This is a genomic window from Kordiimonas lipolytica, assembly GCF_042651265.1.
GTDB lineage: Bacteria > Pseudomonadota > Alphaproteobacteria > Sphingomonadales > Kordiimonadaceae > Kordiimonas > Kordiimonas lipolytica.
In genome coordinates this window covers 25,970-45,384 of the sequence record NZ_JBHSCR010000016.1, presented here as the reverse complement: position 1 = coordinate 45,384, position 19,415 = coordinate 25,970, and the positions used below count along the sequence as shown (strand labels likewise).

20 protein-coding genes are annotated in these 19,415 nt (G+C 58.0%); 4 read left to right on the top strand and 16 right to left on the bottom strand.

What is annotated here, in order from left to right; all coding sequences use genetic code 11:
* Nucleotides 1–18 precede the first annotated feature (18 nt).
* On the bottom strand, nucleotides 19–999 hold the full coding sequence (locus ACFO5Q_RS15560; protein ID WP_068146859.1) for an NAD(P)H-quinone oxidoreductase: 981 nt from the start codon (nucleotides 997–999) through the stop codon (nucleotides 19–21).
* 88 nt (nucleotides 1,000–1,087) lie between these two features.
* Here ACFO5Q_RS15560 and ACFO5Q_RS15555 point away from each other — a divergent pair, with 88 nt between their 5' ends.
* Nucleotides 1,088–1,282: a DUF1192 domain-containing protein gene (locus ACFO5Q_RS15555; protein ID WP_068146856.1), complete on the top strand. Its 195-nt coding sequence runs from the start codon at nucleotides 1,088–1,090 to the stop codon at nucleotides 1,280–1,282.
* Between the two features lie 379 nt (nucleotides 1,283–1,661).
* Here ACFO5Q_RS15555 and ACFO5Q_RS15550 read toward each other — a convergent pair whose 3' ends face one another.
* A complete protein-coding gene (locus tag ACFO5Q_RS15550; protein WP_068146853.1) occupies nucleotides 1,662–2,120 on the bottom strand; it encodes an Hsp20 family protein in 459 nt (152 codons plus the stop codon).
* 191 nt (nucleotides 2,121–2,311) lie between these two features.
* Nucleotides 2,312–2,536 (bottom strand): 50S ribosomal protein L31, encoded by a 225-nt coding sequence (rpmE, locus tag ACFO5Q_RS15545; RefSeq protein ID WP_068146850.1) that lies wholly within the window; start codon nucleotides 2,534–2,536, stop codon nucleotides 2,312–2,314.
* A 233-nt stretch (nucleotides 2,537–2,769) separates the two neighbouring features.
* Between rpmE and ACFO5Q_RS15540 the strand changes: the two genes are divergently transcribed.
* On the top strand, nucleotides 2,770–4,554 hold the full coding sequence (locus ACFO5Q_RS15540; protein ID WP_068146845.1) for an ABC transporter transmembrane domain-containing protein: 1,785 nt from the start codon (nucleotides 2,770–2,772) through the stop codon (nucleotides 4,552–4,554).
* Here the strand turns inward: ACFO5Q_RS15540 and ACFO5Q_RS15535 are convergent.
* The 8 genes from ACFO5Q_RS15535 to efp all read right to left on the bottom strand — a co-directional run bounded on the left by ACFO5Q_RS15535 (nucleotide 4,551) and on the right by efp (nucleotide 11,381).
* Nucleotides 4,551–5,552 (bottom strand): serine hydrolase domain-containing protein, encoded by a 1,002-nt coding sequence (locus ACFO5Q_RS15535; protein WP_068146841.1) that lies wholly within the window; start codon nucleotides 5,550–5,552, stop codon nucleotides 4,551–4,553. The genes ACFO5Q_RS15540 and ACFO5Q_RS15535 overlap by 4 nt on opposite strands.
* 98 nt (nucleotides 5,553–5,650) lie before the next feature.
* Nucleotides 5,651–6,022, bottom strand: coding sequence for a hypothetical protein (locus ACFO5Q_RS15530; protein ID WP_068146838.1), 372 nt, complete (start codon nucleotides 6,020–6,022; stop codon nucleotides 5,651–5,653).
* 64 nt (nucleotides 6,023–6,086) lie between these two features.
* Entirely contained in the window at nucleotides 6,087–6,476 is a 390-nt protein-coding gene (locus ACFO5Q_RS15525) for a hypothetical protein (RefSeq protein ID WP_068146835.1), read from the bottom strand.
* 35 nt (nucleotides 6,477–6,511) lie between these two features.
* Nucleotides 6,512–7,606 (bottom strand): peptidoglycan -binding protein, encoded by a 1,095-nt coding sequence (locus tag ACFO5Q_RS15520; RefSeq protein WP_068146833.1) that lies wholly within the window; start codon nucleotides 7,604–7,606, stop codon nucleotides 6,512–6,514.
* On the bottom strand, nucleotides 7,606–8,820 hold the full coding sequence (locus ACFO5Q_RS15515) for a hypothetical protein (protein ID WP_068146830.1): 1,215 nt from the start codon (nucleotides 8,818–8,820) through the stop codon (nucleotides 7,606–7,608). Before ACFO5Q_RS15515 ends, ACFO5Q_RS15520 begins: the two co-directional genes overlap by 1 nt.
* Nucleotides 8,821–9,047: 227 nt before the next feature.
* Nucleotides 9,048–9,746, bottom strand: coding sequence for a glutathione S-transferase family protein (locus ACFO5Q_RS15510; protein ID WP_197421022.1), 699 nt, complete (start codon nucleotides 9,744–9,746; stop codon nucleotides 9,048–9,050).
* Between the two features lie 179 nt (nucleotides 9,747–9,925).
* On the bottom strand, nucleotides 9,926–10,747 hold the full coding sequence (locus ACFO5Q_RS15505; RefSeq protein WP_068146822.1) for an inositol monophosphatase family protein: 822 nt from the start codon (nucleotides 10,745–10,747) through the stop codon (nucleotides 9,926–9,928).
* A gap of 70 nt (nucleotides 10,748–10,817) precedes the next feature.
* Nucleotides 10,818–11,381, bottom strand: coding sequence for an elongation factor P (efp, locus tag ACFO5Q_RS15500; RefSeq protein WP_068146821.1), 564 nt, complete (start codon nucleotides 11,379–11,381; stop codon nucleotides 10,818–10,820).
* A 188-nt stretch (nucleotides 11,382–11,569) separates the two neighbouring features.
* Here efp and ACFO5Q_RS15495 point away from each other — a divergent pair, with 188 nt between their 5' ends.
* Both ACFO5Q_RS15495 and ACFO5Q_RS15490 read left to right on the top strand, forming a co-directional pair.
* Nucleotides 11,570–12,169, top strand: a complete 600-nt coding sequence (locus ACFO5Q_RS15495) for a hypothetical protein (RefSeq protein ID WP_068146818.1) — start codon at nucleotides 11,570–11,572, stop codon at nucleotides 12,167–12,169.
* A 130-nt stretch (nucleotides 12,170–12,299) separates the two neighbouring features.
* Nucleotides 12,300–12,776, top strand: coding sequence for a DoxX family protein (locus tag ACFO5Q_RS15490; protein ID WP_068146814.1), 477 nt, complete (start codon nucleotides 12,300–12,302; stop codon nucleotides 12,774–12,776).
* A 41-nt stretch (nucleotides 12,777–12,817) separates the two neighbouring features.
* On the opposite strand, the gene thiE is transcribed toward ACFO5Q_RS15490, so the two are convergent.
* The 5 genes from thiE to tkt all read right to left on the bottom strand — a co-directional run bounded on the left by thiE (nucleotide 12,818) and on the right by tkt (nucleotide 19,247).
* Nucleotides 12,818–13,453: a thiamine phosphate synthase gene (gene thiE, locus ACFO5Q_RS15485; protein ID WP_068146811.1), complete on the bottom strand. Its 636-nt coding sequence runs from the start codon at nucleotides 13,451–13,453 to the stop codon at nucleotides 12,818–12,820.
* 134 nt (nucleotides 13,454–13,587) lie between these two features.
* Nucleotides 13,588–14,652: a class II fructose-bisphosphate aldolase gene (gene fbaA / locus ACFO5Q_RS15480; RefSeq protein WP_068146809.1), complete on the bottom strand. Its 1,065-nt coding sequence runs from the start codon at nucleotides 14,650–14,652 to the stop codon at nucleotides 13,588–13,590.
* A gap of 279 nt (nucleotides 14,653–14,931) precedes the next feature.
* A complete protein-coding gene (locus ACFO5Q_RS15475) occupies nucleotides 14,932–16,095 on the bottom strand; it encodes a phosphoglycerate kinase (RefSeq protein ID WP_068146806.1) in 1,164 nt (387 codons plus the stop codon).
* An 85-nt stretch (nucleotides 16,096–16,180) separates the two neighbouring features.
* Nucleotides 16,181–17,188, bottom strand: a complete 1,008-nt coding sequence (gap, locus tag ACFO5Q_RS15470) for a type I glyceraldehyde-3-phosphate dehydrogenase (protein WP_068146804.1) — start codon at nucleotides 17,186–17,188, stop codon at nucleotides 16,181–16,183.
* Nucleotides 17,189–17,243: 55 nt separating this feature from the next.
* Nucleotides 17,244–19,247 carry a transketolase gene (tkt, locus tag ACFO5Q_RS15465; RefSeq protein WP_082719833.1) on the bottom strand — a complete coding sequence of 668 codons (2,004 nt, stop codon included), beginning with the start codon at nucleotides 19,245–19,247 and terminating at the stop codon, nucleotides 17,244–17,246.
* Between the last annotated feature and the right edge of the window lie 168 nt (nucleotides 19,248–19,415).

Genomic DNA, 19,415 nt, shown 5'->3' with positions numbered 1-19,415 from the left:
CGGCCTACTGGATACGCCTTAGGCCACCTCAAGCATGATTTTGCCCATATGCTGGCTGGTCTCCATGCGTGCGTGGGCCTCAGATGCCTGCTCCAGCGGGTAAACCGAATCAATCACAGGCGCCACTTTGCCCGCTTCCATCAGCGGCCAGACCTGTGCCTGCAATGCCCGAGCGATCGCACCCTTGAAGCTATTGTCGCGCGCCCGAAGCGTGCTGCCAGTCAGCACCAGGCGCTTCAGCATCACCGGCAGCATATTCACGTCAACCTGCGGCCCCTGCAGAAAGGCAATGGACACATGGCGGCCTTCTACGGCCAGGCACTCGATGTTTTTGGCGATATAATCGCCGCCCACCATATCGAGCACCACATTCACGCCCACCCCGCCCGTGAAGTCTTTCACGGCTTCGACAAAATCATCCTCGCGGTAATTCACCAACACATCCGCGCCCAACTTCGTGCAGAAGTCAGCTTTTTCAGCATTGCCCACGGTCGTAATCACCTTCGCACCGAACGCCTTCGCCAACTGAATGGCCGTGGAACCAATGCCCGATGACCCACCATGCACCAGAAGCGTTTCGCCCTCTGTCAGGCCCGCGCGGTCAAACAGGTTGGACCAGACGGTAAAATAGGTTTCCGGGATCGCCGCAGCTTGCACCATGGAAAAGCCCTTCGGAACATGCATCGCGCAGGCGGCGTTTGCCGTGCAAAATTCCGCGTATCCGCCGCCCGGCACCAGCGCGCAGACCTTGTCGCCCACTTTGAAGCCCTCAGTGCCAGCACCCAACGCCACTACTTCGCCCGCCACTTCAAGGCCGGGTATATCGCTTGCGCCCGGCGGGGCCGGATAGCGGCCAAGCCGCTGCACCACGTCAGGCCGGTTCACACCTGCGGCTTCCACGCGAATCAGGATTTCGCCCTCTCCTGCCACTGGTGTCTCGCGCTCACATGGCTTCAAAACGTCCGGGCCACCCGGTGTTGTAATCTCTACGGCTTTCATGAATTCATCTCCCTGCTTGCCTAATTAATCTGTGGGCGATAGGCAGGAATACAAGGTAAAAGGTGAAAAAAGGCAGGAGGCATGCGCCATGGATTTTGACGATCTCCCCATCAAGAAAGACAGCCCACTGACCGCTGTGGAGAAGGAAGACCTCTCGACCCTGAGCGCCCATGAACTTGAAGAGCGCATCAGCCGGCTTGAACATGAGATCACCCGCACCAAGCGCGAGCTCGACGCCAAGGGCTCCAGCAAGGCGGCTGCAGAAGCATTTTTTAAATCGTGAAAAAGTCCCTCGGCTTCGCCTCGGTGTACTTTTCCCCGCTAGCCATTTGAAAAACTGAACCTCAAAGCGGTTTTCGTTTCAGTTTTGCTGTGTTGATCTTGAAATCCGTCGAACGACGGATTTTTCAAAGGCAAGCGAAAACAAGGCGAAGAGCCGCCTCGAGGCTTGTTTTCTCATTATGGAAACTGAAGGAAAGTACACTGAGCGCCAGCGAAGGACTTTTCTTCAAGGCACATAAAAGAACGTGAGAGCCAGGGGGATTAGGGGGGGGGAGGAAAAGTCCGGCTCTCACGTTAGGTACACGACAGCGAGGAGTCGTGGAGGAAACTGTGGTAAACGGCGCCCCGAAAGGGGTCAGGGCGCCAAGGCTTGCCTGCCCTTAGGCGGCGTCAGCCTCGATGGTCTTCATCTTCGCTTCCGTCGAGCGGATTTCGACCTGACGCGGTTTCTTGTGATCAGGGATCACGCGCTTCAGTTCAATTTCAAGAAGACCGTTTTCAAACTTGGCGTCACCAACGCGGATGGTTTCCGCGAGCTCGAAGCGGCGCTCGAAGGCGCGCTTTGCGATGCCCTTGTGCAAGAACCGGCGCTCTTCTTCATCTTCCTGGCCCTTGCCAGAGATATAGAGCGTGCCTTCCTGAACGGTGACATTCAATTCTTCAGGCGAAAAACCGGCGACTGCCATGGTGATTCGGTAGTCATCTTCGCTCAGCTTTTCGATATTGTATGGCGGATATGCGCTGGCGCCTTCTGTGTTCAGGGTCGAATCGAGCAAACGGCTCAGATGATCGAAGCCGACGGTGCTGCGCATAAGGGGGGAAAGGTCAAAACTTCTCATTTCATGTCCTCCAGTTGAAGCGACTGATATATGTGACCCGCAAATCTGCCGGGTCGGTTCCACGTCTGGCCCCGCATTCGGCGACCGGACAATTCATATGTGGGGAGCAGTTTCAGGCCTTCAAGGGGAGAAAATGAAAAAGGCGCCCGATTTGGACGCCTTTTCCGAAAAACTTGAATGTCGAGAACGACTTACTTCTTGAGCGACAGGCCACCGAAGCGCTTGTTGAATTTAGCCACGCGGCCGCCTTCAAGAACCTGACGTGCGCCGCCAGTCCATGCTGGGTGCGACTTAGGATCAATCTCAAGCGTCATAGTGTCGCCTTCCGAGCCCCAAGTAGAGCGGGTCTCAAAAGTCGTCCCGTCAGTCATTACCACTTTGATAGTGTGGTAGTCGGGATGAATTTCTTGTTTCATGGTCATACCTCCGAAAACGAGGCGTCCGTATAGGTCAATATTTCAGGGAATGCAAGGCTGTTTCTGCTCTTTTTGGCTCAGGGCGCAAAAATAATGATCGCTTTCCTTTCATCTTCCCCCATGACCGCATTATAAGAGTGCCAAATTCGTTGATTGGATTATGGCGCACCAGTCCCTATATCAGCAAAACCAAAAGCCACAGAAGCACCACAGAAGCACCCAAGGGAGCACCCATGTCAGACAGTACCATCCGCAGCGAGCACGAACCGCCAAAAGGCAAGCTCGCGAACCTGAGGACGCTCTGGTCTTTCGTGCGCCCCTACAAACTGCAACTGGTACTGGCTGGTTTCTTTCTTCTGGTCGCCGCAGGCACGGTCCTGGTGGTACCAACCGCCCTTGGCGACATTGTCGACAAAGGCTTCTCAAGCGACAACGCCAAGAAAGTAAACGATTATTTCCTTATTTTCGTTGCCATTGTGGTGGTGATGGCTGTCGCCACCGCCTGCCGATTCTACTTCGTCACCTGGATCGGCGAACGGGTTGTCGCAGACATACGGAAGGCGGTCTATGAGCGGCTGATCACCCTGTCGCCAGAATTCTTTGAGGAAAACCGCCCCGGCGAGATCGTCTCCCGCCTCACGGCCGACACCACGCTGGTGCAAACCATTGTGGGCTCATCCGTCTCGGTCTGGATCAGGAATTTCCTGATCGCTGTCATCGGCACAGTGTGGCTTTTTGTCATGTCGCCCAAGCTGATGAGCTATATCGCGCTGGTGATTCCACTGCTTCTCGGCATCATCATCGTTGTGGGGCGGCGCGTACGCACCCTGTCGCGCACCAGCCAGGACAAGGTGGCTGATGTGGGCGCGCGGGCTGGCGAGTCGCTCGCGGCCCTCAACATCGTGCAGGCCTTCACGCAGGAAGGCACGGAAGCCCGAAGGTTTGGCGATCAGGTAGACGACGCTTTCGGGGCTGCCAAACGCCGCATCCAGGTGCGCGCGGGCCTAACCTTCATCATGATCTTCATGATCTTTTCCGCCATCGCGCTGGTGCTTTATGAAGGCGCGCAGGATGTGATGACCGGCACCATGTCTGGCGGCCAGATGCTTGATTTCATCATGCGGGCTGTGTTTGTGGCCGGTGCCTTCGGGGCGTTATCCGAGGTCTATAGCGAGCTGCAGCGCGCCGCCGGTGCGGCTGGGCGTCTGGCGGAGCTGCTGTCTGCCGAAGCCAAGATCAAGGCGCCAGACCAGCCCTTGGCCCTGCCTGCCAAGGTGGAAGGTGACATTCATTTCGATAACGTAACATTCCATTATCCGACCAAGCCGGACGTGGCAGCGCTGGAGAATTTCAACCTGCATGTGAAGGCGGGCGAGACTGTGGCGCTTGTGGGCCCGTCTGGTGCGGGCAAGTCCACCGTGCTGCAGCTGCTGCTTCGTTTCTACGACCCGCAGTCGGGAGCTGTGAAGATGGACGGCATTGATATCGCCCAGACAGACCCGAAAGCCTTCCGCGAACATCTGGCATTCGTGCCGCAGGAGACCATCATCTTCGCTGACACGATTGCTGAGAACGTGCGCTATGGCCGGCAGGATGCAACGGACGAGGAAGTCCGGCAGGCAGTTGAAGCGGCAGCGGCGACCGAGTTCGTCGAGCGCGCCACGAACGGCTTCGATACTTTCCTGGGCGAACGCGGCACACGGCTTTCTGGCGGACAGCGCCAGCGCATCGCCATCGCCCGCGCAATCCTCCGTGATGCACCGATCCTCCTCCTCGATGAAGCCACAAGCGCTTTGGACGCCGAATCGGAACTGAAGGTTCAGGAAGCGCTTGAGCACCTGATGGAAGGCCGCACCACGCTGGTGATCGCCCACCGCCTTGCGACGGTCAAGAAAGTGGACCGCATCATCGTGTTAGAGGACGGCAAGATTGTTGCCGAAGGCACGCATGATGAGCTGGTGGCCAAAGGCGGCCTCTATAAACGCCTCGCGGACCTGCAGTTCGGTGATGCAGCCTAGTCAGCTTCAATCAGGCTTGGGATGATCTCGCGGGTCAGCAGCTGCATCGGGATGAACTGGCTGCGGTCGCCGTAATTCTTGCCGGTGAAGGCAGCGACCAGATTCAGCTCAGGCACATAAAAAATGAAATTGCCGCCGTTGCCGTGCGCGTACACGAGGCTGATGGGCTGTTCCTTGACGATGCCGCTATTGAGCCACCACAAGTAACCGTACCGCTCGTTCCGCTCATACACGTGGGTCTTCTCTGATGTGGCTTCCTTCAGCCACTTGGGGTCCACCAGCCCTTCCCCGCCGTTTCTAACCAACGCGCCAATGCGGTGCAGGTCAGGGAGCGTCAGCCGCAGATGCCCGCCGGTGTCGGTATGGCCCGTGGGGGTTTTCTCCCACTTGGCGCCCTCGATCCCCATGGGGCCGAACAGGCATTCTTCTGCATAGTCTGGCACGGGCTTGCCCGCGAGCTTTTCAATGACGCGGCCCAAATACACCACGCCGCCGGTGCAATAGCTGAAATGCTCACCCCGCTCATAGGCCATCGGCAAGGCCCACAGGAACGCGCCCCAGTCGCGGGTTTTGTACATTTTGTCTTCCTGCCCCACGCTGGCTGGTATCCAGTCATTGCAGGCAAGGCCCGTGCGCATGGTCAGCGCATCCTCAACCGTGATATCGCGGCGGGGGTCGTCCTTCGGCATATGCTTGAAATCGTCAGGCAGGATTTTCGAAAGCTTGACCTTGACGGACTTGAGGCTGCCGTCCTCGATCAGCTCCCCCACCAGAAGCGCCGTGATGCTTTTGGTCGCAGAGCGGATGTCGTGGCGCTTGTCCGGGCTATTGCCGGGCGCGTAGGCCTCCGCCAGTATCTCACCATCGCGGCTGACCATCATGCCGGTGATGCCTTTGTACTCCCCTGCCTGCATCTTCGCGGCGATATCGTCAATCTGCGCCGCCGCCGCAGGCGCGACAGCAAGGAAAAGCACAAGGCTCAATAGTCGCGTGATCATGAAAATCCTCTCCGCTTGCCTAGAGGGAGCCTATCACCCCTCGCCGCACACGCGAATAGACCATTAGGTTAGTTTTAAGTCCCAGTTTTCTTCCGCTATTAGGCCGTTGTTGCCGAGGTGGAAACCACCAAACCCATGAGGGCAGCTATCACCAAAGCGCCAGCAACAATTCCACCTTTCAGGTAATCGCCAAACTCACGCGGTCTTTTCAAAACCCTGTCCAAAGTCATATCTGTCAACACAGAAACGGCCAGTGGAAATGGGAACCACATCATCGCCCCAACAAGCAACCAGGGGTCGGTCCCACCTGAAAACTTGGATGCAACGAAAGGCATTGCTGCAACAGCTGCTAGTGTTGCCAGTGCATACCTGACGGCTTTCGGAATGGAGCGCATCATAGACATCAAAGCGCAGGAAATGGAAGCCGCCAACAACAGGACGCAATAGTGTTGAAATTCAAGGATGGGCATCTCTTCCCCTACCGCTGCGTCAGGCGCATCTCAATACGGCGGTTACTATCGCAGCAAATATGCCCTATTCAGAGTACCTCAGAAATACAATTTCCATCTTCTGGCATGAAAACAAATAACGGCGTGTAATCTGCTCATGATGCCCAGTTTTCTCATCGCGATTTTCATAATTGTCCCAAATGACCAGCAAGTTGCATTGCCCTCTACTATCAACGTCAAAATCGAGAATTGCGGCATCATCCCCCAGCATCTTTAACTCAACAGAACCTTCGTCGGAGCATTGCACCGGCCCTATGCCAAGAAGCTTCACATTGCACTCAACGGTTCTCGCCAGTGAACTTACATAAGCATATTCGACAAGCAGAATCCTGTCGTTCCCCTGCTGCTCTATGGCGAGGATAACCGCGTCGTGAAATTCCACGTCGTCAGGTCTCAAGGTCTGACCTTGAAGCATACGATGAGCTCTCTCGAAAGACTGATTCCGCACCCCTACCTCTGCGTCAGGCGCATTTCGATGCGGCGATTGCGGCTGTAGGCGAAGACGTTATCGGCCGGATCAATGGGCTGAAACTCGCCGAAACCGGTGGCGGCGAGGCGCTCTGCCGGTACGCCGACCGAGATCAGAAACCTGACCACGCTGATCGCCCGCGCGCTTGAAAGCTCCCAGTTGCTGCGGAACTGCGCGTTCGAAATTGGGCGCTTGTCCGTGTGGCCGTCCACGCGCAGGATCCACTCAAGCTCAGACGGGATTTCCTGCGAAATTTTGATCAGCGTTTCGGCGAACTTGCGCATTTCGGCGCGGCCTTCTGGGCCCAAATCCGCGCTGCCGGAAGCGAACAACAGTTCGCTTGCGAACACGAAGCGGTCCCCTTCCACGCGGATTTCAGGGCGCGTGCTGAGAACCTCTTTCAGCCGACCGAAGAATTCGCTGCGGTAGCCCGCCAGTTCTTCAACCTTGGAAGCAAGCGCGCGGTTCAGCCTGCGGCCCATATCCACGATCACGGCCTGATTGCGGCGGTCGCGTTCCTCGCTGGCCTGAAGGGCGGCCTCAAGCCGCCCAAGCTGTTCCTGAAGGGCTGTGATATTGCGCTGCAACTGCGCCACCTGTGCCTGCGCGCGGCGGGAGATGATCTTTTCTTCCGAAAGTGCATCGTCCGCCAACTTGAAGCGCTCAGCCAAATCCTTGGCATCACTTTCAAACCTCTCCCGCGCGGCTGTCATGTCCGCAAGCCGCGCATCGCTAGCTTCAAGCGCCGTGCGGGTGGCTTCCAGGTCTGCGCTTAGCCTGTCACGGTCTTTGTTCGCGGCGGTGAGCGAGGCGGAAAGCTCAGCCATGCTGTCCCGAAGCGCCTGGTTGGATTGCTTTTCCATCTTCAGCAGGTCACCCAGCTGGGCCACCTGCCCCCTCAGCTCCGCCAGCGCCTGATCGCGCCCGGAGAGCGCCTGCCCCAGAAAGAACTGCGCCAGCACAAACATTGAAAGCAGGAAGATGATAACCATCAGAAGCGTGGACAGCGCGTCCACAAAACCGGGCCAGCTATTATCCTGGCCGCCGCCCCCGATGCGCCTGCGTGCGCCTATCATCAGCCCTGGCCCTCATCTGACTTGGTGGCCGTCACGCTTTTGGGGGGCGTCGCAGCCGGGCCGGTTTTCGTTGCGTCAAACGCAACGGCAATGGTGCGCGACAGCAGCTTGAGTTCGGCGCGCAGCTCGTCCACCAGATTGTCAGACTGGCGCGCCTGCTCGTCGATCAAACGCTTGATGCCCACATCCAGGTTGCGGATATGGCCTTTGGTGGCGTCATCCATGGCGGGCGGCATGGGCGGAATTTCCACCGGCTTGTGGCTGGCCGCCAGCTTCTCAATCGCGGTGGCAAGTTCCTTGACCGTATTGTCGCTTTCACCCCGGCGCTGGTCTGCCGCCGCGAGCCTGTCGCCCAGGGTCGCGAGCGATTCGGCGATGGCCGTCATGGTGTGCTGGCCTTGCGCGCGGGCGTCTTCACTGCTCTTGAGCGTGCGCTGCAGCCGGTCGATGCCGTCTGCGGTTTGCTCCATCAGCGCGGTCATATAGGCGTTCGGGCTGGCCATGCCCTCGCTCATCTCGCTCCGCGACAGGTGCGTGACGGAGGCGAGCCAGTCTTCAACACTGTTATAAAAACGCGTCTGCGCCTGGCTGGCCTGCAGGTCCAGGAAGCCAAGCACAAGGCTGCCACCCAGACCAAACAGCGAGCTGGAAAAGGCCGTGCCCATGCCCGAGAGGGGCGCTTCAAGGCCTGCCTTAAGCTCGTCAAACATCAGCGCCATGTCGCCGCCGTCCACTGTCAGGCTCTTGATAGTCTGGCCGATGGCGCCAATGGTGCCCAGAAGGCCCCAGAAGGTACCCAGAAGCCCCAGGAAAATCAGAAGCCCGGTGAAATACCGGCTGATCTCGCGACTTTCCTCAAGGCGGGAGATGATACCGTCCAGCACTGAGCGCATCGAAAGCGTGGAGAGGCGCATGCCGCCCTCTTCCTGCGCGGAAAGGAGCGACGCCGCAGGTGCCATCAGGCGGGGCGTTACGCTTGAGCTGGCGCTTTCATTCCGCTTGAAGGCGGTGATCCAGTCGATCTCCGGCTTCAGGTCAAACACGCGGCGGTAGGCGAACACGGCGCCCACGATAAGCGTGCCGATGATAACGCCGTTGAGCGCCACGTTGGCGAGAAAGGCATCGATGAGCGAGTCCTTAAGGAGCACCCCAAGCACGATCACCACACCGACAAACAGTGTCATTCTTGTCAGGAACTTGGTTGGTTTCTGCATCTCGCCTGCCTCTCCCATCAGGAAATCAAATAACCACAAACAGTTATGGCATTAATGACGTCCTAGTTTAAGGGCAGAATTGTGGCTGTAAATGGGTCAAATAGAATGATTTATCGTCCGCGAGCACATGGGCCAGCGGGAATATAAGCTTTTCAAGGAAAATTGCGGCCCTGCATCAACGGGACAGAAATCCATTTCCACATCCCGCTTCAGGCTTTGCCGCAGGTTCAGGCTTTTCCGAAATAGCGGCGCAGGATAACCATCTGTTCTTTTGGGTTTGCGTTCACAACCTCGTCAGCCAGGGCGTTGACCTTTGAAACAGACGGGGTGGCGTTTACCCGCGCGAGCCAGGCTGCAAAACGCGGCCAACGGTCTGCGTCCAGCTGCCAACCCGCCCACAGGGCGTTTTTCATGAGCGTCGCGATGATGATATCCCCGGCACTCAGGTCGCCCGCGAGGAAGCCTTCATCCGGCACTTCGCCTTCAAGGTAATCAAGCGCCCTCGGCAAGTCGCCCTCCAGCGCTTCGGCGACAATCGCCTCGTCCGGCTCTTCCTTGAAGATGCGCGGGCGCACCACGCGCTGGAAAAACAGTTTGAAAAGCACGTTCCGCCCCAGGTGGTCATCGGCATATTCTTCGAACCAGCGGGCGCGGGCCCGGTCGCGGATATCACCGGGATAGGCCATCGTCTCGGGGTGTGCTTCATCCAGATACTGCACAATCGCCGTGCTGTCCGGCAGGGTGAAATCCCCGATCTGCATCACCGGCACACGTCTGAGCGGGCTGATGCGCGTGAAATTCTCATCCCCCAGAAACGGCACCTGCGGGATACAGCGGAAGGGCACCGCCTTCATGTCCAGCACAGCCAGAACCTTGCGGACATATGGGGAGACTGGTGTACCAATGATGGTCAGTTTGTCTGTCACGGCGATACCCTTCACGCTGCTTGTGGGAAGACCTTAAATGTAGGGACGTGTCCCTGAATTTCGGCCAACATCTTCGAATGCCTCCCATACATTTGTGAAAGCCATGCGAACCTGGACACAGAAAAAGGGCTGCAGACAAACGCCCACAGCCCTTCTCGGATTCGGTTTTGACAGGCCTTTTAGCCAGCTGTGTTTTGCGCCAGCTTGCGACGTGCGCGCTTGATCACACGCTCGATTGGCGCATGCAGGCGGTCGTTCGCGGCGATGATGCCGCCGGTCTTCAGCATGTCCGGCTTGCCGTCCATGTCAGTCACATAGCCGCCGGCTTCCTTCACCAACAGGATGCCTGCTGCAATGTCCCACGGCTTCAGGTTCGATTCCCAGAAACCGTCATAGCGGCCAGCTGCCACATAGGCCAGATCAAGCGACGCCGCGCCAAAGCGGCGAACACCCGCGACAGACGGCATAAACTCAGCAAGCTCTGCCATGAAATCCATGTGGCCTTCACAGCCCTTGAACGGAATGCCGGTCGCCAGAAGCGCGGTTTCCATCTTGTCGCGGCCGGAAACACGCAGGCGGCTGTCGTTCAGGTAAGCGCCCTGGCCCTTTTCGGCCCAGAACAGCTCGTCTGTCAGCGGCGCGTATGTAACAGCAGCCGTGATCTCGCCGCGCTCTTCCACCGCCACAGTCAGCGCAAAATGCGGCAGGCCGTGCAGGAAGTTGGTGGTGCCGTCCAGCGGGTCAACGATGAAGCGGATGTCGCCGCGCTTGCCCGGGATTTCACCGGCTTCTTCCATCAGGAAGCCAAAATCGGGGCGAGCATGGCTCAGTTCTTCATAGATGGTGCGCTCGGCGCGCTTGTCGGCGGCTGACACGAAATCGGCCGGGCCTTTTTTGGAAACCTGAAGCTGTTCAACTTCACCAAAATCGCGGCGAAGGTTACGGGCTGCTTTCATGACAGCACCAACCATCACGTTAATCAGGGGCGAACGACGGGCCATGGGGCTCTCCAATCTTTCGGGATTTACTCAGGACAATACAGAATTAAAAGTCGGGCTTTACCGGCGCGCTTTAGTCAGCGCGACCGGCGTATTCACGCTCTGCTGTAGAGACGATGATCTTGTCACCGGCATTGACGAAAGGTGGCACGCCAACCTTCAGGCCGTTTTCAAGAATAGCTGGCTTGTAGGAAGAAGACGCCGTCTGGCCTTTAACCACAGGCTCGGTCTCGGTTACTTCCAAAGTCACCTTGTCCGGCAGGCTTACGCCCAGCGGGCTCTCTTCATACATTTCGATAACAACAGTCATGCCGTCTTGCAGGAAGACTGCGTCATCACCGATGTCTTCAGCGGAAATTGCGATCTGTTCGTAGGTTTCCTGGTCCATGAAGTTGAACATGTCACCATCCTGGAACAGGAACTGATAGTCTTTTTGCTCGAGGCTGACTTTTTCAACTTTTTCCGAAGAGCGGAAACGCTCGTTCAGCTTGGTGCCGTCACGCAGGTTTTTCAATTCAACCTGCAGATATGCGCCGCCTTTACCTGGCTGGGTGTGGGCGATTTTAACAGCGCGCCACAGGCCGCCTTTGTGCTCAATTACATTACCCGGACGGATCGCGTTACCATCGATCTTCATGGCATACCTCTTTCAAGAACTATCAATGTGTCAAAGAACAAGTTGGAGCGCGATATAGCAGAGTAGCCCGAGCGATGCAACGACAAGCATAGGGCTGCTTCACACAAGCGTGATCTACCGTGACAGGAAGCGTGCCCGCATCCGGCATATGGTCGCCTTTATTTCCCTAAGCGAGAGACAACCCGACAATGAAACCACACTATTTTCTTGCCGCCGCCATGGCTGCACCGCTGGCAGCCCCCGCAGCAAGCGCCCATATTGATCTGATATCCCCCACGCCGCTGCAGGACGGACACGCCTATGACGGCAATGCGCTCAAGGCTGCCCCCTTCGGTGCCCCCGATGTTGACGGAATGACCGCACCCTCCCATACGGTTGAGGCAGGATCTGTCATTGATGTGGAGGTCAATGTCTACAAGCTGCATCCAGGCGAGATTGTGATTTCCTACACCCGCGACCTGACGGGCGAGGATGCCTATCCGGTCTATGAGATCGCCAGCATCAAAACACCAATCCCGCACACCAACGTGCTGTTGCAGGCAGCGGCTCCCTGCAGCAACAGTGTTGGCTGCACCACCGGCGCACCAGCCGATGAGCCTTTCCGCGCGAAAGTAAAACTGCCGGATATCGAGGGCGACATCATGCTGATTGCCCGCCAGGTGATGCGCGACAAAATGATCGTGAACGACGATGGCAGTGTCGATCTTTCCGAAGTCTATTATCACCAGGCCGCGAAGCTTCACCTTGTGCGCACGGATGCCGGCCAGCAATCACAGCATTCGGAATAAGTGTTGCCTAAAAACGAACGCAGGATACGATATTTCGATATTTTCAAGCGTTCAGGCGAACATTACCTTCTGATCAACGCAAGACGCAGGGCCGCAAGGCGCGGCCCGCAAAATGATCAGGAGACACCTAATGACAAGTGCAACAGATACAACAACCGGCCCCTTTGGCCTGCCAACCCTTGAAGGCCTTCTGGGCCGCTTCTCGGACATCGGCGACACGGTCGCCCGCGTGGTCACCGGCGCCTTCCTTGTGCCCCACGGCGCACAGAAGCTTTTCGGCTGGTTCGGCGGATACGGCCTGGATGCCACCGGCCAGTTTTTTGAGGCCCAGCTTGGTTTCTCGAACGGATACCTGGCGGCGCTTGGTGCGGGCTCGGTGGAGTTTTTCGCGGGCCTCGCCCTCGCACTTGGGCTTTTCACCCGGTCCGCCGCCATCGCCATCACTGTCATGCTTCTGGTCGCCAGCACCGTACACTTTAGCGCCGGTTTCTTCTGGACCGGTGGCGGCTGGGAATACCCAATCCTGTGGGCCATCCTGGCTGCATCTTTCGCCGTCAAAGGCGGCGGGCGCTATAGCCTGGACCGTGCCCTCAACATTAAATACTGAACCTGATAAACGAAGGGCCGCGAAAGCGGCCCCTTTTTTTTTTACGCCAGCGCCTCATTGAAGGCGCGTACGGCGGCGGCTGGCCCGTCCGGGTGGTTCCACACGCTGGAGCAAGCGGCCACAAAGTGCGCGCCGGCATCTGCAAGCTCGCGGCAGTTCTCTGGCGTGATGCCGCCGATGGCCACGCATGGAAGCTCCGTTACCTCATCCCACACGGTCAGGATATCCAGCTCTGGCCGGTATTCCGTGTCTTTGGTGTCGCTTGGAAAAAAGGCGCCGAAGGCCACATAGTTCGCGCCCTCTTCACCCGCCTTGTAAGCCAGGTGCATGCTGTCATGACAGGTAACGCCAATGTCCTTGCCGTGGCCAAGCAGCGTGCGCGCGGAAGGCACATCGCCGTCTTGCTGGCCAAGGTGCACACCGTCCGCGTCCACTTTGGCCGCAAGGTCGGCACGGTCATTGATCAGGAAAATGGCATCATGGCTGTGGGCGATAGGCATCAGCTTTTCAGCGGCACGCACAATCGTGTCGTCGTCCACGCCCTTGAGGCGGAGTTGCACGCACGCCACGTCGCCCGCCCCAAGCGATTCATCCAGCTTGGTGGCGAAATCGTCCAGATCGTCGATCCGGTCCGGCGTGATCAGATAAAGCAGGCAGCCTTCCGTTGTTTCAGACACCGCAGTCACCCTCTTGATAAATGAAAATCCCTCTCCCCGCGTATGCCCTATTTTGGCGCGCACGAAAAGGGAAAGGGTTCAAAAAATGAAGAAGGGGGCAGATGCCCCCCTAATCAGATATCTTTGCGGCAGTCCTAGCTGTCAGCCATCGTCTTGCCCTGGGCACCCAGGTCTGCGAAGGCTTCATCGAGGCGTTCAACCATCGACTGCTCGCACTTCCGAAGCCACGCGCGTGGGTCATACTGTTTCTTGTATGGCGCGCCTGTTTCAGGGTGAACCTGCCACTTGAAAGCATCCTGGTTGGCATTCACATACTCACCCACAGCTTTGGAGAAAGCGAACTGGGTATCGGTATCGATGTTCATCTTGAACACGCCGTAGGATACAGCTTCTTCGATCTTGGCTTTCTCGGACCCCGAACCGCCGTGGAACACGAAGTTGAGCGGATTACCGGAAAGACCGCGCTCGGCCATCAGAAGCTCCTGGCTGTTTTTCAGGATTTCAGGGCGCAGCTTCACGTTGCCTGGCTTATAGACGCCGTGCACGTTACCGAACGATGCCGCCACAGAGAAATGCCCAAGCGGGTCAAGGAGGTCATAGGCCTTCAGAACGTCCTCAGGCTGGGTATAGAGCGCCGGGTTCTCGAAATCGTCGTCCACGTCGGAACCAACACCGTCTTCTTCACCGCCCGTGACGCCCAGTTCGATCTCCAGGCTCATGCCCAGCGGCGCCATTTCCTTCAGCACGCGTGCGCAGGTCTCAAGGTTGTCATCGATGACTTCTTCCGACAGGTCCAGCATGTGGCTTGTGTAAAGAGGCACGCCTTCGCGCTTGATGTTCTTGCGGCTTTCTTCCACCAGCGCCTCAACCCAAGGCACCAGTTTGCGGTTAGCGTGGTCAGTGTGCAGGATGGCACAGATGCCGTAATGCTCTGCCAGCAGGTGTACATGGCGGGCAGCCGATACAGCGCCCAGCACTTTCGCGCCGAATTCGTCAGGCATGCCTTTACCGGCATAGAATTGCGCGCCGCTGTTGGAGAATTGGATGATCACGTCAGAGCGGTTTTTTGCCGCAGCTTCCATCACAGCATTGATTGTGTTCGTGCTGGTTACATTGACAGCAGGGAGAGCAAAACCCTTATCCTTACAATTCTGGACGAGAGCCGCATACTCTTCGCCGAAGACAACACCTGGTTTCATGATTAATCCTGTTTCGCAGCTTATTGGGGCCTCAGTTTCGCGCGTCTGTCGGCGCAAATTCAGTGGCCCCTTGATACACAAACGGGACTACCTTCGCAACGCGGATCGGGGCCCAAAAAGCCACTTTTTGTGCGGGTTTAGGGCCTGATTGCCTTCCGGTCAAAATTGACAGCGCTGCCAATTTTCACGCCCTCCGACTCGGGGCACGCAGCGGGCACAAAAAAGCCCCCGATCGGTGACCGGGGGCTTTGGTGATTCGGTTGTTGCAGACGCGCTGGTTTACCCGAGTGCGACCACACCCGGAAGCGCCTTGCCTTCCATCCACTCAAGGAACGCGCCGCCTGCGGTGGAGATATGGGTGAAGCTGTCCTTCACACCTGCGTGCGCGAGCGCGGCCACGGTGTCACCGCCGCCCGCGACGGTCAGAATCTTGCCCTCATCCGTCAGCTTGCCAGCCGCTTTTGCGAGCGCCACTGTCGCCATGTCGAACGGTTCCATCTCAAAGGCGCCCATCGGGCCGTTCCACACCAGCGTCTTGCATTCCGCCAGAACGTCCGCGAGGCCCGCGACTGTCGCTGGGCCCGCATCCAGGATCATCTCGCCGTCCACAACCGCGTCGGCTGGTTTCACTTCATTGGCAGCATGGGCCTTGAACTCGCGCGCCACGACAACGTCAGATGGCAGGTGCACCTTGCAGCCCGCCTTGTCGGCGTTCGCCAGGATCTTGAGCGCCGTGTCCTTGAGGTCTTTCTCACACAGGCTGGAGCCAATGTCGAAGCCTTGCGCGAACAGGAAAGTGTTGGCCATGCCGCCACCGATGATCAGGTGATCCACCTTGGCCACGAGGTTCTCAAGAACCGCCAGCTTGGATGATACCTTGGCACCACCCACAACAGCCACAACCGGGCGCTCAGGCTTACCCAGCGCGGCTTCAAGGGCTTCCAGTTCCGCGCCCATGGTCTCACCCGCTGCATTGGGGAGCAGGCGTGCGATGGCTTCAGTGGACGCGTGCGCGCGGTGCGCCGCGGAGAAAGCATCATTTACATAGACGTCGCCCAGGGCCGCGAATTTGGCCGCAAGCTCTGGGTCGTTCTTTTCCTCGCCCGGGAAAAAGCGGGTGTTTTCCATCACCACCACCTCGTCAGACGGCAGCGCGTCACCGAGTTCAGCAAAGCCAACACTGCGCCCGAGGACTGCGGCCAGCGCAGGCACAACTGGCCTCAGGGACATCTCAGGCACCACCTGCCCCTTGGGGCGACCAAAGTGCGCAAGCAACACAGACCGGCCACCCTGGGCGGCGATTGCGTCAACGGTTGGTTTTACGGCCTGCAGGCGGGTGTCGTCTGTCACCTTGCCGTCGGCCATCGGGACGTTTAAGTCCACGCGCACAACGGCGGTTTTGCCGGTCAGGTCACCCAGGTCAGAAATACGTTTGAAAGCCATTTTCAAATGCTCCGAATGCAAATCACTTAAGACAAAAAAGGGCGACCGAAAGGGCCGCCCTCTATTTGATTAACCGTGCGGGGCCTTAGCCCAGCTTCGCCATCGCAACCGCAGTGTCGGACATGCGGTTGGAGAAGCCCCACTCATTGTCGTACCAAGTCAGGATACGAACGAACTTGCCGTCGATAACCTTGGTCTGGCTGCTGTCGAACGTGGAGCTGTTCGGGTTGTGGTTGAAGTCGATGGAAACTGCAGGCATGTCCTCATAGCCAAGAACGCCCTTCAGTTCGCCTTCAGCCGCCGCTTTGATCGCAGCGTTGATTTCTTCGGCCGTGGTGTCGCGGCCGGCATCAAACTTCAGGTCAACCATGGATACGTTCGGCGTTGGAACGCGAACAGCGGAACCGTCAAGTTTGCCGTCAAGCTCTGGCAGCACCAGACCAACAGCTTTCGCAGCGCCCGTGGAAGTCGGGATCATGGAAAGGGCAGCGGCGCGGGCGCGGCGTGGGTCAGAGTGCAGCGTGTCCAGAACTGGCTGGTCGCCAGTGTAGGCGTGAACTGTGGTCATGTAACCGCGCTCGATGCCCACGAGGTCATTGAGGACCTTCGCAACAGGCGACAGGCAGTTGGTGGTGCAGGATGCGTTCGAAACGATCTTGTCGTCAGCTGTCAGCGTCTGGTGGTTCACACCATATACTATGGTTTTGTCAGCGTTCGCGCCAGGTGCGGAGATCAGAACCTTCTTCGCGCCAGCCGTCAGGTGCATCGCAGCTTTTTCGCGCGCGGTGAAGATGCCGGTGCATTCCATGGCAACGTCCACGTCCAGCTCACCCCATGGCAGTTCCTCAGGGTTGCGGATCGCGGTCACGCGGATACGGTCACCGTTTACCACAATGCTGTCGCCGTCAACGGCAACATCGCCCGGGAATGGGCCGTGCACGCTGTCGCGCTTGAGAAGGTAGGCATTCATCTCAACGTCGCCGAGGTCGTTGATTGCGACTACTTTAATGTCGGTGCGGCCGCTTTCATAGATAGCGCGCAGTACGTTACGGCCGATGCGGCCAAAGCCATTAATGGAAACACGAACAGTCATCCGCGGGGTCCTCCAGTAGGGTCAAAAGATCGGGTGGGCTAAAATTTGCCTCTGTTTAAAGCTTCTCGCGAACCGCTGCAACCAGCGCGTCCGACGTGATGCCAAAATATTTGTAAAGCTCTTCAGCTGGCGCTGACGCACCGAAGCTGTCCATGCCGATGTTCACGCCGTCCAGACCAGTGTATTTGGCCCAGCCGTAGGTCGAGCCTGCTTCGATGGACGCACGCACAGTGCCTTCCGGCAGAACCGAAGCCTTGTAAGCCGCGTCCTGCGCGTCAAACAGTTCCGTGCACGGCATGGAAACAACGCGGGTTGGAACGCCGTCTGCTTCAAGCGTCTCGCGCGCGGCTGCTGCCAGCTCAACTTCGGAACCGGATGCGATCAGCACAACCTTCGGCGCACCGTTCGACGCTTCATGCAGGATGTAACCACCCTTGGCACACAGGTTCTCTTCTGTGTGCTCAAGGCGCTGCTGGATCGTACCCTGGCGCGTCAGCGACAGAATGGATGGCGTTTCCTTGCTTTCAAGTGAAAGTGCCCAACATTCAGCCGTTTCAACCGCGTCACAAGGGCGGAACACATTCAGGTTCGGCATGGCGCGCAAGCTTGCCAGATGCTCCACCGGCTGGTGGGTCGGGCCGTCTTCGCCAAGGCCGATGCTGTCGTGCGTCATCACATAGATGGCGCGCTGTTTCATCAGGGCCGCGAGGCGGATCGCCGGACGAGCGTAATCTGTGAACACCATGAAGGTGCCGCCGTACGGGATGTGCTGGTTATAAAGCGCGATACCGTTCATGGCGGCGCACATTTCAAACTCGCGGATGCCATAATACATATAGCGGCCGCCGAAGTCGTCAGCCTGGATCGGATCAGTCTGGCTGGTTTTCGTCAGGTTCGAACCCGTCAGGTCAGCAGAGCCACCGATGGTTTCAGGCACCACGCCGTTGATTACCTCAAGCGCCATCTGGCTTGCCTTGCGGGTGGCAACCTTCACAGGCTCAGCCGCCAGCTTGGCTTTATAGTCATTGATCGCAGCGGTGAAGCCCTTTGGCAGGTCTTTGTTGAGGCGACGCTCGAAATCTTCTTTCACGAAGCCGTCCAGTGTCTCGAACTTGGCTTTCCAGTCTGCGGACAGCGAAGCGCCTTTCGCGCCAACCGCGCGCCATGCTTCCAGTACGTCGGCAGGAATTTCAAATGGGGCGGCGTCCCAGCCCAGGAAGTCGCGGGCTGCTGCAATCTCGTCGTCACCCAGTGGTGCGCCGTGGGTTGCGGACGTGCCTTGCTTGTTCGGTGCCCCGTAACCGATGGTGGTGCGGCAGGCGATCAGAGAAGGCTGGTCAGCGCGCTGCGCTTCGGCAATCGCGGCTTCAATGGCTTCCATGTCGTGGCCGTCAACAGCCTGTACGTGCCAGCCCGCAGCTTCAAAGCGCATGGCCTGGTCTTCGCTGGTGGACAGATCAGTCGAACCGTCGATGGAGATGGAGTTGTCGTCCCACAGCACGATCATTTTTGAGAGCTTCAGGTGACCCGCCAGCGAGATGGCTTCCTGGGAAACACCTTCCATCAGGCAGCCGTCACCGGCCAGCACATAAGTGAAGTGGTCGGTGATATCGTCGCCGTATTCCTTGTTTGACAGACGCTCAGCGATCGCCATGCCAACGGATGTCGCAAGGCCTTGGCCCAGCGGACCAGTCGTGGTCTCAACGCCTGGGCACTCACCGAATTCAGGGTGACCGGCGGTTGGGCTGTGCAGCTGGCGGAAGTTCTTGATGTCTTCCATGGTTGGGCGCTCATAGCCCGTCAGGTGCAGAAGCGAGTAAATCAGCATCGAGCCGTGACCGGCAGACAGCACGAAGCGGTCGCGGTTTGGCCAGGTCGGCCACTTCGGGTCGAAACGCATGAATTTGGAGAAAAGCACGGTCGCCACATCAGCCATACCCATTGGCATGCCCGGGTGGCCACTGTTGGCTTTCTGGATCGCGTCCATCGACAGAGCGCGGATCGCGTTCGCCATTTTTTGGTTGAGAATGTCGTCTTGCAGCATTTCTGAATCGGGCATGGTCAAAAGCATCTTATATGTTGAGCCCGGGACCGGCGGCCTGTCCCGTGCTGAGTGGGGCCAAAAATTGGGGCCAAAATGGCGAGGAAGCGCGCTTTAGTCAACCATCTAGCGCTTTTTGATGCGGCCTTTGGGCGGTTTGATTGCACAATGCCTCCTTCTGCGCGA

Coding starts and splice junctions, on each gene's coding strand:
- ACFO5Q_RS15560 (WP_068146859.1), bottom strand. CDS start 999: ATGAAAGCCGTAGAGATTACAACACCGGGTGGCCCGGACGTTTTGAAG.
- ACFO5Q_RS15555 (WP_068146856.1), top strand. CDS start 1,088: ATGGATTTTGACGATCTCCCCATCAAGAAAGACAGCCCACTGACCGCT.
- ACFO5Q_RS15550 (WP_068146853.1), bottom strand. CDS start 2,120: ATGAGAAGTTTTGACCTTTCCCCCCTTATGCGCAGCACCGTCGGCTTC.
- rpmE (WP_068146850.1), bottom strand. CDS start 2,536: ATGAAACAAGAAATTCATCCCGACTACCACACTATCAAAGTGGTAATG.
- ACFO5Q_RS15540 (WP_068146845.1), top strand. CDS start 2,770: ATGTCAGACAGTACCATCCGCAGCGAGCACGAACCGCCAAAAGGCAAG.
- ACFO5Q_RS15535 (WP_068146841.1), bottom strand. CDS start 5,552: ATGATCACGCGACTATTGAGCCTTGTGCTTTTCCTTGCTGTCGCGCCT.
- ACFO5Q_RS15530 (WP_068146838.1), bottom strand. CDS start 6,022: ATGCCCATCCTTGAATTTCAACACTATTGCGTCCTGTTGTTGGCGGCT.
- ACFO5Q_RS15525 (WP_068146835.1), bottom strand. CDS start 6,476: ATGCTTCAAGGTCAGACCTTGAGACCTGACGACGTGGAATTTCACGAC.
- ACFO5Q_RS15520 (WP_068146833.1), bottom strand. CDS start 7,606: ATGATAGGCGCACGCAGGCGCATCGGGGGCGGCGGCCAGGATAATAGC.
- ACFO5Q_RS15515 (WP_068146830.1), bottom strand. CDS start 8,820: ATGCAGAAACCAACCAAGTTCCTGACAAGAATGACACTGTTTGTCGGT.
- ACFO5Q_RS15505 (WP_068146822.1), bottom strand. CDS start 10,747: ATGGCCCGTCGTTCGCCCCTGATTAACGTGATGGTTGGTGCTGTCATG.
- efp (WP_068146821.1), bottom strand. CDS start 11,381: ATGAAGATCGATGGTAACGCGATCCGTCCGGGTAATGTAATTGAGCAC.
- ACFO5Q_RS15495 (WP_068146818.1), top strand. CDS start 11,570: ATGAAACCACACTATTTTCTTGCCGCCGCCATGGCTGCACCGCTGGCA.
- ACFO5Q_RS15490 (WP_068146814.1), top strand. CDS start 12,300: ATGACAAGTGCAACAGATACAACAACCGGCCCCTTTGGCCTGCCAACC.
- fbaA (WP_068146809.1), bottom strand. CDS start 14,652: ATGAAACCAGGTGTTGTCTTCGGCGAAGAGTATGCGGCTCTCGTCCAG.
- ACFO5Q_RS15475 (WP_068146806.1), bottom strand. CDS start 16,095: ATGGCTTTCAAACGTATTTCTGACCTGGGTGACCTGACCGGCAAAACC.
- gap (WP_068146804.1), bottom strand. CDS start 17,188: ATGACTGTTCGTGTTTCCATTAATGGCTTTGGCCGCATCGGCCGTAAC.
- tkt (WP_082719833.1), bottom strand. CDS start 19,247: ATGCCCGATTCAGAAATGCTGCAAGACGACATTCTCAACCAAAAAATG.